General features: G+C 32.2%; 17 protein-coding genes. 1 reads left to right on the top strand and 16 read right to left on the bottom strand.

The window, feature by feature from the left end:
• The 13 genes from N5D03_RS13755 to N5D03_RS13815 form a co-directional block, all read right to left on the bottom strand.
• Window positions 1-125 (bottom strand): hypothetical protein (locus N5D03_RS13755; RefSeq protein ID WP_280051985.1); only part of this gene is annotated, 125 nt, incomplete at its 3' end.
• A 1-nt stretch (window position 126) separates the two neighbouring features.
• Window positions 127-495 (bottom strand): urease subunit beta, encoded by a 369-nt coding sequence (gene ureB / locus N5D03_RS13760; RefSeq protein WP_038336652.1) that lies wholly within the window; start codon window positions 493-495, stop codon window positions 127-129.
• 19 nt (window positions 496-514) lie between these two features.
• Window positions 515-817, bottom strand: a complete 303-nt coding sequence (gene ureA, locus N5D03_RS13765) for an urease subunit gamma (RefSeq protein WP_038336653.1) — start codon at window positions 815-817, stop codon at window positions 515-517.
• 712 nt (window positions 818-1,529) lie between these two features.
• A complete protein-coding gene (locus tag N5D03_RS13770) occupies window positions 1,530-2,312 on the bottom strand; it encodes a DUF2490 domain-containing protein (protein ID WP_280050100.1) in 783 nt (260 codons plus the stop codon).
• Window positions 2,313-2,337: 25 nt separating this feature from the next.
• Window positions 2,338-4,767: a TonB-dependent receptor gene (locus tag N5D03_RS13775; RefSeq protein ID WP_280051983.1), complete on the bottom strand. Its 2,430-nt coding sequence runs from the start codon at window positions 4,765-4,767 to the stop codon at window positions 2,338-2,340.
• Window positions 4,745-5,299: a GNAT family N-acetyltransferase gene (locus N5D03_RS13780; protein ID WP_115000032.1), complete on the bottom strand. Its 555-nt coding sequence runs from the start codon at window positions 5,297-5,299 to the stop codon at window positions 4,745-4,747. Before N5D03_RS13780 ends, N5D03_RS13775 begins: the two co-directional genes overlap by 23 nt.
• A 7-nt stretch (window positions 5,300-5,306) precedes the next feature.
• Window positions 5,307-6,074 carry an ABC transporter ATP-binding protein gene (locus N5D03_RS13785; protein ID WP_038336657.1) on the bottom strand — a complete coding sequence of 256 codons (768 nt, stop codon included), beginning with the start codon at window positions 6,072-6,074 and terminating at the stop codon, window positions 5,307-5,309.
• Window positions 6,074-7,087 carry an iron ABC transporter permease gene (locus N5D03_RS13790; protein ID WP_280051984.1) on the bottom strand — a complete coding sequence of 338 codons (1,014 nt, stop codon included), beginning with the start codon at window positions 7,085-7,087 and terminating at the stop codon, window positions 6,074-6,076. The genes N5D03_RS13785 and N5D03_RS13790 overlap by 1 nt, the downstream gene beginning before the upstream one ends.
• Window positions 7,077-8,102 (bottom strand): ABC transporter substrate-binding protein, encoded by a 1,026-nt coding sequence (locus tag N5D03_RS13795; RefSeq protein WP_115000027.1) that lies wholly within the window; start codon window positions 8,100-8,102, stop codon window positions 7,077-7,079. The genes N5D03_RS13790 and N5D03_RS13795 overlap by 11 nt, the downstream gene beginning before the upstream one ends.
• Before the next feature lie 3 nt (window positions 8,103-8,105).
• Window positions 8,106-8,570: an urease accessory protein UreE gene (locus N5D03_RS13800; protein ID WP_115000026.1), complete on the bottom strand. Its 465-nt coding sequence runs from the start codon at window positions 8,568-8,570 to the stop codon at window positions 8,106-8,108.
• Window positions 8,571-8,582: 12 nt separating this feature from the next.
• A complete protein-coding gene (gene hypB / locus N5D03_RS13805; protein WP_280035932.1) occupies window positions 8,583-9,302 on the bottom strand; it encodes a hydrogenase nickel incorporation protein HypB in 720 nt (239 codons plus the stop codon).
• Between the two features lie 20 nt (window positions 9,303-9,322).
• Complete coding sequence (locus tag N5D03_RS13810) at window positions 9,323-9,670, bottom strand: hydrogenase maturation nickel metallochaperone HypA (RefSeq protein ID WP_280035935.1); 348 nt, start codon at window positions 9,668-9,670, stop codon at window positions 9,323-9,325.
• 87 nt (window positions 9,671-9,757) lie between these two features.
• On the bottom strand, window positions 9,758-10,078 hold the full coding sequence (locus N5D03_RS13815; RefSeq protein ID WP_280035938.1) for a hypothetical protein: 321 nt from the start codon (window positions 10,076-10,078) through the stop codon (window positions 9,758-9,760).
• 275 nt (window positions 10,079-10,353) lie between these two features.
• On the opposite strand from N5D03_RS13815, the gene N5D03_RS13820 reads away from it, so the two are divergent.
• Window positions 10,354-10,560, top strand: coding sequence for a helix-turn-helix transcriptional regulator (locus tag N5D03_RS13820; RefSeq protein ID WP_280035940.1), 207 nt, complete (start codon window positions 10,354-10,356; stop codon window positions 10,558-10,560).
• A gap of 56 nt (window positions 10,561-10,616) precedes the next feature.
• On the opposite strand, the gene N5D03_RS13825 is transcribed toward N5D03_RS13820, so the two are convergent.
• Genes N5D03_RS13825 through N5D03_RS13835 form a run of 3 tightly spaced genes read right to left on the bottom strand, consistent with a single transcriptional unit; the run spans window position 10,617 to window position 12,215 of the window.
• A complete protein-coding gene (locus tag N5D03_RS13825) occupies window positions 10,617-11,246 on the bottom strand; it encodes a Crp/Fnr family transcriptional regulator (RefSeq protein WP_280046162.1) in 630 nt (209 codons plus the stop codon).
• A 2-nt stretch (window positions 11,247-11,248) separates the two neighbouring features.
• A complete protein-coding gene (locus N5D03_RS13830) occupies window positions 11,249-11,662 on the bottom strand; it encodes a DUF6691 family protein (RefSeq protein ID WP_114999314.1) in 414 nt (137 codons plus the stop codon).
• Between the two features lie 4 nt (window positions 11,663-11,666).
• Entirely contained in the window at window positions 11,667-12,215 is a 549-nt protein-coding gene (locus N5D03_RS13835) for a YeeE/YedE thiosulfate transporter family protein (protein ID WP_114999312.1), read from the bottom strand.
• Between the last annotated feature and the right edge of the window lie 83 nt (window positions 12,216-12,298).

The raw sequence follows: 12,298 nt of genomic DNA on the forward strand, positions 1-12,298 counted from the left end.
TCACCATAATGTCCAAAATCTTTTTCAATTTCGATAATAAGATTTGTATCTCCTAAACGTACTTTATCTCCCGTTGTAGGGCCTAAAATATTGGCGTATTGTTTTCTGTCTACTTCTAAACTCATTTTAAAGACTTTTAAAATTGTGAGATTTCATATTCTCTAATGCTTGTTGTTTTTGCTCGTCTGATTCTATAGAACCTTGAACCAAATTGCTGAATCCGTACATTTTTTTGTCACCAGCGATTTCTACTAATTCAACTTCTTTTTCTTCTCCTGGCTCAAAACGAATAGCTGTACTTGAAATAATGTTTAATCGTTTTCCGAAAGCAGCTTCACGATCAAAAAGCATCGCTTTATTTACTTCGAAAAAATGGAAATGAGAACCAACTTGTATTGGTCGATCTCCTGTATTAATCACATTAATTTTTACCGTATCTCTACCTTCGTTACAAACAATTGTTCCTTCTTTTACAAAAATTTCTCCTGGTATCATTTTCTTTTATTTTTTAGAATTAACGAATAGGATTATGAACCGTTACCAACTTTGTTCCGTCAGGAAAAGTCGCCTCCACTTGTACATCGTGTATCATTTCTGCAACTCCTGGCATTACATCGTCAGTTGTTAAGATGTTTGCACCTTCTTGCATCAATTCTGCAACTCGTTTCCCATCTCTTGCACCTTCCAAAATAAAGTGGCTGATAAGCGCAATAGATTCTGGATAATTTAATTTTACGCCTCTTGCTTTACGTTTCAACGCAAGCTCTCCAGCAGTATGTAACATTAGCTTTTCTAATTCGCGTGGTGTTAAATGCATTTTTTTATTTTTTAAAAAATTAGATATTTATTCTACACATTGATGTAAACAATTTGTGTATGAATATGTTGAATTTTGACAATAAGAATCCTTCATTGCTTTGTTAAAAACAATGAAATCTATTGTAGATTAATAAAAATTAATTATTTGTAATCAATTTGTAGCGAATGAAATAAGATGTATTTCGGTAAACTTTTTAAAGTCTTAACTTCAACTGTTTCCGATATTTTTTGATAAAAGGTTTGATGAAAATAAATAGCCAAAAAGCGAACAAACAAATCACAATCGAATGTAAAAATTTCTGATTCTGATTTATTTTCATCAACTGATAATAGATTGAAATTATTAAATTGAGTAGATAATTTTGTTCCACAATCTATTTGTTCTGTGTGTTCTCTATGCGACTCGACAAGACTTCTCGTTTGAGAAAACTTCGAGATACTTATTACAAACGTAATAAATAACATTAAAAATACTATAGAGAAAACCTTTTTCATTAATGATGTAAAATTAGACGTTTTACTTTGTTCGTTTCTTATTTAAAAAATCAGATAAATATTCAAAAACGTGACAATTTTATTCTTTTTGACTATTCTAAAACCTTTGATGAATAAAATTTAATCTTACTTTAAAATGATTAATGTATTTAATTTCAATATTTTAATTATTTATTAAAATAAATCATTACCACCCGAAATCACTTATTTAATTTCTACGGAAGCTTCCAAACCAAATCAACTGCAACATAATGCACACCCGATTTAGCTTCTGAATAATTCCTAATCAAGTTGTTAACATAACCAATATCCATCGTCAACGGAGAATTCGGAATTTGGAACATATAATAAAGTCCCAAACGCGTTTCTTTGTACGCATATTTTGTCCAATGTTTTTCCACATCGTTCATATAACTCGTCGCAAACAAACCTTCGGCACTAAGCGCTAAAGATTGCTTATTCTTATCAGAAATTGGATACGTTAATTGCGATTTTACACGTGTTCTTAACTGAAAATTTTCGTCAACTTCATTAAAATCAGCATCAAAAAACTTTCTGAATTCTTGTCTAATTGTATTCTTCCATTTCAACTTTCCTAAATTCGCAGTATACGCATAACGCCCATAAACTCTAAACTCCTGCTCTATTCCTTCTTTGTGAAAAGGCGCTTCGGAGTCAAATTCATTTTGACGACGATAGCTTATCGCATAACTATATTGTTGATTTGGTTTGAATTTATTGTAAATCTCATAATTCAAGACTAAAATTGCAGGTTTATCAACTGGATTATAATTATCTAGCGAACTTTTTCGTCCCATTCCAACATAAGCAACCGCATATTTATTTCCAGTAGAATCTAACTTATGTTGCATACCAAAAGCAGCCCAAGAAGCAGTTTTAGCTTTCCCTAAACCTGGAGGACTTAGTTGTCCAAAACTTGTTGTAAGCGTGAATAAAAAGGCAGTAACAATGCTTATTTTGCGTATAATTGAAATCATTTTTATGTTTTGTTTGTTTTATTTTTTAGAATGAATAACTTAACGTAGCCATCATATTACTTGGAGATCCAGGAAAAACTCGAGTGTAATCAATTCCTCCTTGGAAATAATATTTATCGAAAATATTATTGAACTGAACTGAAATTTTTAATGGGTTCAAATCATAATAAATTGCAGCATTTACCACTGTGTAATCTGGCAAAAATCCCCACTCAGCATTACCTTGTGCATCTTTCCCAACAGAATTTTCCATACGTCGATCACTTACATAAGAAGCCCCAAGACCAAATCCTAAACCTTTGAACGTATCATGTAAAACCGAATATTTCAGCCATACATTCGCCATATTTTTCGGTGCGTTCGCCAAAGGCATTCCAACTTCCGAAGCAACAGAAGAAGCTTTAACCTCTGTATCTGTATAAGTATAATTGAAACTCATTTGTAAATTACGGTGCAATTGTCCTCGTAAATCCAATTCCAAACCTTTCGAAGAAACTTTACCCGATTGACGATAAACAGGGAAACCAGCATCGCTCAATTGTCCTGTTGGCATCATCATATCATTGCGTTGAATTTGATAAAGTGCTAAATCTATTTGTAATTTTTTCTTGAAAAATTCTGTTTTCAATCCTGTTTCTACTTGGAAACTTCTTTCTGATTTAAATGGTTTATCAGCACCATAATTTTTGTAATTCGCTACATAATCGGCAGCAATTGGCACATAACCTTGCGAATAATTAGCGAAATAATTTATTGTTGGCGTTACTTTATATGTCAATCCCACACGAGGCAACCATGTATCTTGAGTTGCTGAATAAGGCGTTTTTGGATCTGCACTTTCTGATGTATAATGCTCGTAACGCAAACCAAATAACATTTCTAATCGATTAAACTTTACCTGATCTTGTACATAAACGCCTGTTGTTTTGTAAGAACTCAAAAATGGAAAAGACGCTTGTTTTAACCATTTGTAGGAAGATAAATCTTTCGATTCGTAAATTGGATGATTCAAATCAAATGTCAACGGAACAATTTCTCCATTCACCTCTTTGCTTCTCGCTTCTTTCTGCTGATTGTCCGCATCTGGCTTATATTGCGCATAATCAACACCAAAAATTATATTTTGTTTTACTTGTCCTTTTTGCAATTTATAATTCAAAAAAGCAACGGCATTATCTGTATAATCAGTCGCTTCACGAGACAAGAAACGCATGTTTACAATTGTGTTGTAAGGCGCATCTGCAAAGCTATTCAACGTTCTGTGCTCGTTTAATTTTTCTTTATAAATTGATTTTGAATAATTAAGCGTTAATGATAAATTATCTAAAATATTTTGTGTCAATTTTGTACGAAACGAAAATGTTTCTGTTTTAAAAAAATCCGATGGTTGCGACAATGTAAAAGAACGATTGATTGCATATAAATCTGTTTGTTTCACACCCATTCCACGATCCAAATAGCCATCAAAATTATCGTACGTTAAATCCACATCGATTTGTGTTCCTTTTCTTGGTTTAAACGTAAAAGATGGTGCTACTGAAACTATTTTTTGATTGTTATTTTTTCTGAATGTTTTACTTGTTTGATAACCTGCATTCAATCGATAGAATAAATTATTACTCAATGGTCCACCAATATCCAAGGTTGTACGCAAGGTTTCAAAACTTCCTGATGAAAAACTAAGAGCTCCTTTAAAATCTTCCAATGGTTTTTTAGTCACTAAATTAATTGTTCCTCCTGGTGCAATATCTCCAAATAAAGTTCCTCCCGAACCTTTCAAAACCTCGATTCTTTCTAAATTAATCGTCAAAGGCGAATTGAAATAACTTGTTCCATATCCAAAACCAGAACGCAAACCATTCACCAAACGCAAACTATTTCCATATCCACTGCTAAAACCTCTCAACGTATAATCGTCGTAAGATGAAGCTTGATTAACACCCGATAAATCATGCACCATATCCGAAACTTTGAACGCTTGTTTATCGTCCATCAATTGGCGATTCGCAATACTAATTGTCTGTGGTAAATCTTTCAGATTTCCATTCAATTTTCCATCAAAAGTGATCGTATGTTGATAATATGAATTCTTTTTATCCGAACTAATTAAAACTTCTCCTAATTGTGTCGATTCCTTTGATAAATAGATTTTAAGACCTGTTTGCTCGTTCCAATTTTGTTTTGTAATCACAAAATTTGTTGAATTCAAACCATCAGCCATAATCGAAATTGTCAACGGAAGTTGAACTTCTTTTTCGAATTTAAACTCTCCATTTTCAGCAGTTTCTACGTTGTACGTGTCATTTTCAATCGAAATAATTGCATTCGAAATTGGTTGGTCTTCTTGATTTAGAATTTTACCAAAAATCATTTTTGCTTCTTGTGCAGTAGCTGTTATTCCAAGAAAAATGAAAAAACTGAACGTGATAATTTTATACATGAAAGATGTTTTCATTTTGAGAAATATTATTTTTTAAATCAATTGTACCAATCTCTTTTTGCATGTGATAAGTCGGAAAATTTGATTCTTCGCAAAACATCATCAAATCAAAACCTTGTTTCAACCAAAACTCATACGCTCCTGGTAAACTTGGATGCGTGTGCAAATACAAACGATGAATATTTTTTTGATGCGCTTGTTTTTCCAATTCCTGAAACAATTGCGTTCCCAAACCAAATCGACGATAAGCTGGTTCGACAAACAAACGAGCAACCTCAACCGTTTTTTCTTTACCAACAGAAAGATGAGGAAAACGATAATCGAAAGGCATCATACCGATAACGCCAATAATTTTATTGTTTTCATCACGCGCCTGAAGAAAAATTCCTGTTTGGCTTTCGATGTAATTTGACATAAAATTCAACAAGTCTTTTGGAACAATTGTTGGATCTAATGTTGGAAATAAATCGCGTCTAAACTCGATCACATAAGGCAATATTTCTTCGACCTGATGAGTTTCAACAGGTGTAATTTTTATATTTTTCATTCAATTTTTATTTTAATTGTGGCACAAACAATTGTTTTCCTTGATGAGTTAAATTCAATAAAGGCAATTGATACGTTTCTTGCAGAATATTTTTAATTTCTTCTTGATTATAATTTTCTAAATCAACCAATTGATGATTTTTCATCATATAAAATTGATCACCATACATAAATGCCAAATTAGGATCATGCATCACACAAAGCACTGTTTTTCCTTGCTTGACAAGTTCTTGTAAGGTTTCTAAAACCAAAACTTGGTAATGTAAATCCAAGTGATTCGTTGGTTCGTCTAACATCAAAACATCTGGATTTTGAACCAAAACACGACACAACAACACCAATTGTCTTTCTCCACCAGAAAGCGAAGTATAAGCTTTGTCTTTTAAATGCCATAAATTAAACTTCGTCAACATTTCTTCAACAATTTGATAATCTTCATTTTTAGGAGAAAATCTCGAAAAAGAAGCGCGACCAGTCATCACTACATCAAAAACTTTGAACGGAAAAGTAGTTTGATGAAACTGCGTCATAAAACCTAAACGAAGCGAAGATGATCCAATTTTTATCTTTCTACGTTCTTCATTTCCAATGAAAACATTTCCGTCGTATTTCTTCTCCAAACCTGCAATGATGTTAAACAAAGTTGATTTTCCACTTCCGTTTTTTCCCATCACAACAGATAATTTTGCTTCAGAAAAATTGACATTTACATCATTCAGAATTTTATCTTTTCCGTACGTAAACGATAAATTTTGTATGTTAACTATTGCTTTCATTAGTTCCAATTTGCTGCGTTTTTTCTCATCAGATAAATAAAAATTGGTGCACCAATCAACATTGTAAAAACACCAACCGGAATCTCAAAAGGCATTACCGTTCTCGAAAAATCATCGATTACTAAAAGAAGAGTTCCGCCAATACTAATATTTGCCCAAACCGTTTTTTCGTTATTTGGTCCAAAAAACATTCGACTAATATGTGGAACAATTAATCCAAATAAACTTATCACACCAACTGCAGCAACACAAGCGGCTGTAATTAAAGTTGCAACACCTATCAAAACAACCTTCAAAAGTCCTGGTTTTACGCCAACTGCAAGCGCTTCTTCATCGCCCAAAGACAATAAATTGAGTTTCCAACGGAATAAAATAATAATGGTTAAACCAATTAAAATCGGATAAAAAGCAATTTCTACTTTTTCCCAAGAAGCTGTATGTAAATTTCCCATCGTCCATTGCACAATCATTTGCAATTTGTATGGATCGCTGATGTATTGTAAAAGTGTCAAAACAGCTGTAAAAACTCCAGAAATTATCATTCCTGATAAAACCATATTGATTAACGAACTTTTGACGTTTGTTTTAGAAATTAAATACGTTAATAAAACAGCGCAAATTCCAAATACAAATGCTGAAATATTGATAGATAATACAGGAACAACCATTGCTAAAGCTGCGCCAACAGCAGAACCAGATGATATACCTAATGTAAATGGATCTACAATTGGGTTTCTGAAAATTGCCTGTAAAACATTTCCAGAAGATGCCAAAGCTGCACCAACAATAAACGTTAATACAATACGAGGTAAACAAACTTGCCACAAAATAGTTTCTATACTTGATTGAGGTAAATTAGTTGTTCCCGAAATTAACTTGCTCATTGCAGATGAACTGTAACGAATCAACTCCGAAATACCTACAAAATTCGTTGCGCCCATTGTCATAGAAAGAATGACAACCGTAAGTGGTAAAATCAAAAGTAGACCGTAAGTTTTCAATTTAGATTGCATTTTTCTTGTATAAATCTGGTTTTTGGTACAATTGCATGATATCATTTTGTACCTCTTTATCTAATTGTTCCGTCGAATAAGCCGAAGGATAACACCAATTGCGAAGTTGTTTGGCAAATAATAAAAACTTAACTGTATGCGGATCGTAATAAAACGCAGGATTCATAGCGAAAACTTGTTTTGATTTTACCGCTGGCAAAGCATCCAATTCTTTTAGTTGATACACCTCATCAAGGCTCGAATTCCAAAGAACAATCAAATCTGGATTCCATTTATAGATCGATTCTGCACCAACATTTGGCGATTCCATTTCTAATGGACAAGCATTTTCTGCACCCGATAATTTGATCGCTAAATCTAATAAAGTTCCTTTTCCAGATGTCGAAAAAATACGTCCTTTAGACCACGCATAATAGACTTTTTTAGGTTTTTCATTTACAGAAGCTTTCAACTTTTTAGCCTCTGCTTTTACATAAGAAACCACTTCTTCTGCACGCTGTTTTTTTCCTAATAAAGTTCCCATTCCAAGCAATTCTTTGTAAATCTTATCTTGACTTAAACTTGAAACGGTAAAAACTGGAATATTTAATTCTTCTAATTGCTGAATTGTTTCAATATTTTGTTCATAAACAATCGCTAAATCAGGTTGCAAACCAACAATTGTTTCGATATTACTTGATCCACCTCCAAAAGTTGGCGTCGCAATTGTTTTATTTTTAATTCGCTCATCTAATTTTGCATAGAACTCAAATTTATCTTCATTCTGAAAAACTTGTTGCGGAATTCCAACCACTTTATCTTCGGCGTGCAACATGTAAATTTCGTCCAAAGAAGGTTCAAAAAGTACAATCACTCGTTTTGCTTCTTGTGGTAACAAAACCATTTTTCCACGACTATCTTCCGCTTTTATTTCACCTTGTCGTTCGCTCTTTTTTGAAGAAGAAGAATGACAACTTTGAAAGAAAATAAAGAATGATAAAATAAGGGTTATACGATGAAATATTTTACAATTCATGGTTTAATTTTTTACCAAATTTTTTAATAAAAATTCACTGATTAATTGTGCTTCGACAAGTTGTATTTTATCTTGATAACGAGTCAAAAGTTGCTCGTACATACGACCATCATAAGGAAGCAAAAGTTGATTATCGTCGTCGTTTTTCCAATAAATAGGAAGGTGACGATTGCCAACGAAGTAACAAAAATCAGCGGCATCGGACTTCGACTTTGCAGAAAACTGAATACACAAACAAGGTTTTATGTAAACTAAAGCTATTAATTTGTTTTCATGAAATAATCGATCGCCGTTCTGCCACTCATTTTTAGTTTGTAATCGAAGTTCTAATGTTAAACCAGCAGTTGTTTTTCTCGTAATTTTTTGTTTTCGAATCTCAAACCATTCAATCGTTAATTGATCCAAAATATTTTCCACTTCTTCAGTTTTTGACTGAATTTCATCTATAATTACCAACTGATTTTCCATTGTTTCGATCTATTATTTTTGTTGTGCAGCTTCTTTTTTCAACTGAACTTTCTCTTTCAACCATTGACACCATTCGTCAATTCCTTCTCCATTCAACGTACTGATTGTTTGCACTTCTAAGTTTGGATTAACCTCTCTTGCATCCTTTGTAACCGCCTCGATAGAAAAAGGAACATATGGTAATAAATCTGATTTAGAAACCAACATCAATTCACTTGTTAAGAACATACGTGGATATTTCTTTGGTTTGTCATCACCTTCAGTTGTAGCGATAAGTGTAACACGATAATCTTCACCTAAATCAAAAGCAGATGGACAAAGAAGATTTCCTACATTTTCGATAAATAATAAATCTGTTCCATCCAAATTAATATGATCCAAAGCTTGTAAAATCATTTGCGCTTCGATATGACACATTCCGCCTGTTACAATTTGTAAAGCATTGATTCCTACTTCGCGCATACGAACTGCATCACGCTCCGTTTCTGGATCACCAACTAAAACAGAAATATTCAATTCTTTACTCAAACGTTTTCCAATTTCTTGTAACAACGTTGTTTTTCCTGATCCTGGAGACGAACAAACATTGATGATACAAACATCTTTCAGACGTTCGCGAATTGCATTTGCAACATAATCGTTGGCTTTTAATAAATGTAAAGTTGTGTTGTCGCATTGAACAGATCCTACTCTATTCCCAAGACTTTTTGGATTTTGTGTATTTGTTGACATAATTGAAATATGTTTAATGATTATTTATTTTTAAAGATGACTTGCGAGATAAAAAGCTCATTTCCTTTGACAATTGTGCTGGATGGTGTTGAACAATCTTCGCAAACAAATTTGTGATAGTTGACTTTGAAATTTTTGTGACATTTTTCGCAATACGCTACAATTTCATTGACCAAAACCTCTAGCTCGATTTCATTATAATTTTGGTTATCAGCTATAAATGCATCAAATGCATTTTGAATTAAAACAGGTTGAACATTTGATAAAAGTCCAGCTGTAATTTGAACTTTTTCTATATCTTCTATCTTCGAATCATAGTGCTCGTTCAACGTATCAAATATGTCTTTGACAATACTTAATTCGTGCATAATTTTTAATTTTTGTGAATAGATTACCTCTTTCTAAACAAAATGAATGCTTAGAAAATAGTTATATATAAGGAAACTTCGTGTTTATCAGATAAATGGTAAACCGTAGATATAATGCCTCAAAAGGCAAATTTTATTAGTTGAAGTAGAAAATAAATCAGAAAAAACACGAACACAAATCTGCTGATTAAAATTAAATTTAACATCTGCGTTGATAAATTCATCAAAAGAAAAATCATTCGTTTTAGACTCTTCTATCATTGTGTTGAATATCACTTTCTCTGAATCGTGAAATTTTGAAGTTAGATTTTCGACATTTTTAGGTGCATGATTTTGATTTGTTTTGTTGACATTAACTAACAGAACAAATAAAAGAAGTACAGCTGCTATGTAACTAATCGCTTTCATTTCGAGTGTAAAGGTACTACAACATTCTACCCAAAGGATTATTCAAAATAGAGGATAAATGTTCAAAAACGTTACAAATCAATAAAAATTATTTCGTTTACAAAAACGAATTTAAAATTGTTTATCGATACATTTTTATTGTTTTACAATAAATTTATTTTGTAATTCAAAATATTTATATTCAATTTGAAAAATAAATAATTACTAAATATGGAAACTAAATTTTATTTAAAAATATTCAAATGAAACAAGAAAACGATTTAACGATATAAATTATGGCGATTATTATCAATTTAGATGTCATGATGGCAAAACGAAAAATGTCGCTAAATGAATTGAGTGAAAAAGTTGGTATTACGTTATCCAACTTATCTATCCTAAAAAATGGAAAAGCTAAAGCAATTCGTTTCGAAACTTTGAATGCAATTTGCAAAGCTTTAGATTGCAAACCAGGTGATATTATTGACTATATGGAAGATTAAAACAAAAAAAGGAACTCAATATTGAGATTCCTATTTATATTTTTTTAAATAATTTCTTACTTAATCGTGATTTCGTTTCGGTTTAATTGAAGAAAACCTTCCTTTTCTAAAGCTTTTAATAAACGAGAAATAACAACACGAGAAGTATTGAGCTCATAAGCAATTTCTTGATGTGTTTTTACCACAACTTTACCTTTGTTGATACTTGCGACATCCAACAGATATTTCTTCAAACGTTCGTTCATATCATTAAAAGCTAAATTGTCAATCGCTACCAACATTTCCTCCATTCTATTATTGTAACTATCAAAAATAAAACGTCTCCACGATGGATATTTTACCAACCATTCGTCCATTTTTACAATCGGAATCATCACCAGTTCTCCATCAGTTTCGGCTACAGCACGTATTTTACTTTGTTTATCACCCAAACAACACGCCATCGTCATAGCACATGTATCACCTTTTTCGAGAAAATACAACAACAGTTCTCCTTCATCAAAATCTTCGCGCATAATCTTGATTGCACCACTCAAAAGAATTGGCATTCCTTTGATAAATTGGTTCAAATCTATCATCACATCATTCACTTTAAATTCTATCAAAGATCCTAATTCATCGATTTCATTCAATAATTCTTCTTCAAATTGATATGGATAAGTTGCTTCTATTTTCTCTTTTATCATGTTTAATGTGGGATTTTGTTTCTAATTTTTCCGTAAAGAAAGGTACCGATTAATGCACCTAAAATTGTAATTAAAATTGGGTAAACTCCTGCGCCTAATAACACAAATATTGGTCCAGGACAAGCGCCAACTAAAGCCCAACCTAATCCGAAGAAAATTCCTCCGATCAAATAACGAGCAATTGATTTCGTTTTGGGTTGAATCACAATTTTTTCACCATCGATATCTTTTACTTCTTTCTTTTTCATCCATTGTATTCCAATCAAACCTACAACCAAAGCCGAACCAATAAATCCGTACATGTGGAAAGATTGAAAATTGAACATTTCGAAAATGCGAAACCAAGAGGCCGTTTCTGCCTTGTACATGGTTACACCAAAGATAACACCTAATATGATATAAACTAAACTTCTCATGAGATTAAAAAATTAAAGGAAACAAAACGTGAACCATCAAAAGTCCACCGATAAAAAAGCCGATAACAGCGATTAATGAAGGTAACTGCAAATCACTTAAACCTGAAATCGCATGTCCAGATGTACAACCACCAGCGTAGCGCGTTCCAAAACCAATTAATAATCCACCAACAAATAATAAAGCAATATTTTTAACAGACATCGTTTCAAAAATTTCGGTTGGAGAATATGCTTTTCCTGCACTTTCAAATCCCATTGCATTCAATTTTGCAATTGTAGCTTCTGAAATTTCAGGTATTTGATTATCTGATAAAAAATGTATCGAAACAAAACCTCCTATTACTGCGCCAACTAAGAATAATAAATTCCATTTTTGAGCTTTCCAATCAAACGAGAAAAAATCACATGATTTTCCTCCTCCCAAAGCTGAACAAATAGTTCTGAAATTTGATGAAAATCCAAAACTTTTTCCGAAATAAATCAATAAAAGCATTACAATTGCGATTATTGGTCCGCCAATATACCATGGCCAAGGTTGTAAGATAAATTCCATTTTGTATTTTTTCTAAAACGTGTACAAAGTTGGTAAATCAAAATTAAAATGAAAGTTACAAATGTTACAGTTTACTTAAGATA

The organism is Empedobacter sp. GD03861 (genome assembly GCF_029840885.1).
Lineage (GTDB): Bacteria > Bacteroidota > Bacteroidia > Flavobacteriales > Weeksellaceae > Empedobacter > Empedobacter falsenii_B.

Coding starts and splice junctions, on each gene's coding strand:
- N5D03_RS13820 (WP_280035940.1), top strand. CDS start 10,354: ATGGCGATTATTATCAATTTAGATGTCATGATGGCAAAACGAAAAATG.
- N5D03_RS13835 (WP_114999312.1), bottom strand. CDS start 12,215: ATGGAATTTATCTTACAACCTTGGCCATGGTATATTGGCGGACCAATA.
- N5D03_RS13830 (WP_114999314.1), bottom strand. CDS start 11,662: ATGAGAAGTTTAGTTTATATCATATTAGGTGTTATCTTTGGTGTAACC.
- N5D03_RS13785 (WP_038336657.1), bottom strand. CDS start 6,074: ATGAAAGCAATAGTTAACATACAAAATTTATCGTTTACGTACGGAAAA.
- hypB (WP_280035932.1), bottom strand. CDS start 9,302: ATGTCAACAAATACACAAAATCCAAAAAGTCTTGGGAATAGAGTAGGA.
- N5D03_RS13815 (WP_280035938.1), bottom strand. CDS start 10,078: ATGAAAGCGATTAGTTACATAGCAGCTGTACTTCTTTTATTTGTTCTG.
- N5D03_RS13790 (WP_280051984.1), bottom strand. CDS start 7,087: ATGCAATCTAAATTGAAAACTTACGGTCTACTTTTGATTTTACCACTT.
- N5D03_RS13795 (WP_115000027.1), bottom strand. CDS start 8,102: ATGAATTGTAAAATATTTCATCGTATAACCCTTATTTTATCATTCTTT.
- N5D03_RS13775 (WP_280051983.1), bottom strand. CDS start 4,767: ATGAAAACATCTTTCATGTATAAAATTATCACGTTCAGTTTTTTCATT.
- N5D03_RS13770 (WP_280050100.1), bottom strand. CDS start 2,312: ATGATTTCAATTATACGCAAAATAAGCATTGTTACTGCCTTTTTATTC.
- N5D03_RS13825 (WP_280046162.1), bottom strand. CDS start 11,246: ATGATAAAAGAGAAAATAGAAGCAACTTATCCATATCAATTTGAAGAA.
- N5D03_RS13780 (WP_115000032.1), bottom strand. CDS start 5,299: ATGAAAAATATAAAAATTACACCTGTTGAAACTCATCAGGTCGAAGAA.
- N5D03_RS13800 (WP_115000026.1), bottom strand. CDS start 8,570: ATGGAAAATCAGTTGGTAATTATAGATGAAATTCAGTCAAAAACTGAA.
- ureB (WP_038336652.1), bottom strand. CDS start 495: ATGATACCAGGAGAAATTTTTGTAAAAGAAGGAACAATTGTTTGTAAC.
- ureA (WP_038336653.1), bottom strand. CDS start 817: ATGCATTTAACACCACGCGAATTAGAAAAGCTAATGTTACATACTGCT.
- N5D03_RS13810 (WP_280035935.1), bottom strand. CDS start 9,670: ATGCACGAATTAAGTATTGTCAAAGACATATTTGATACGTTGAACGAG.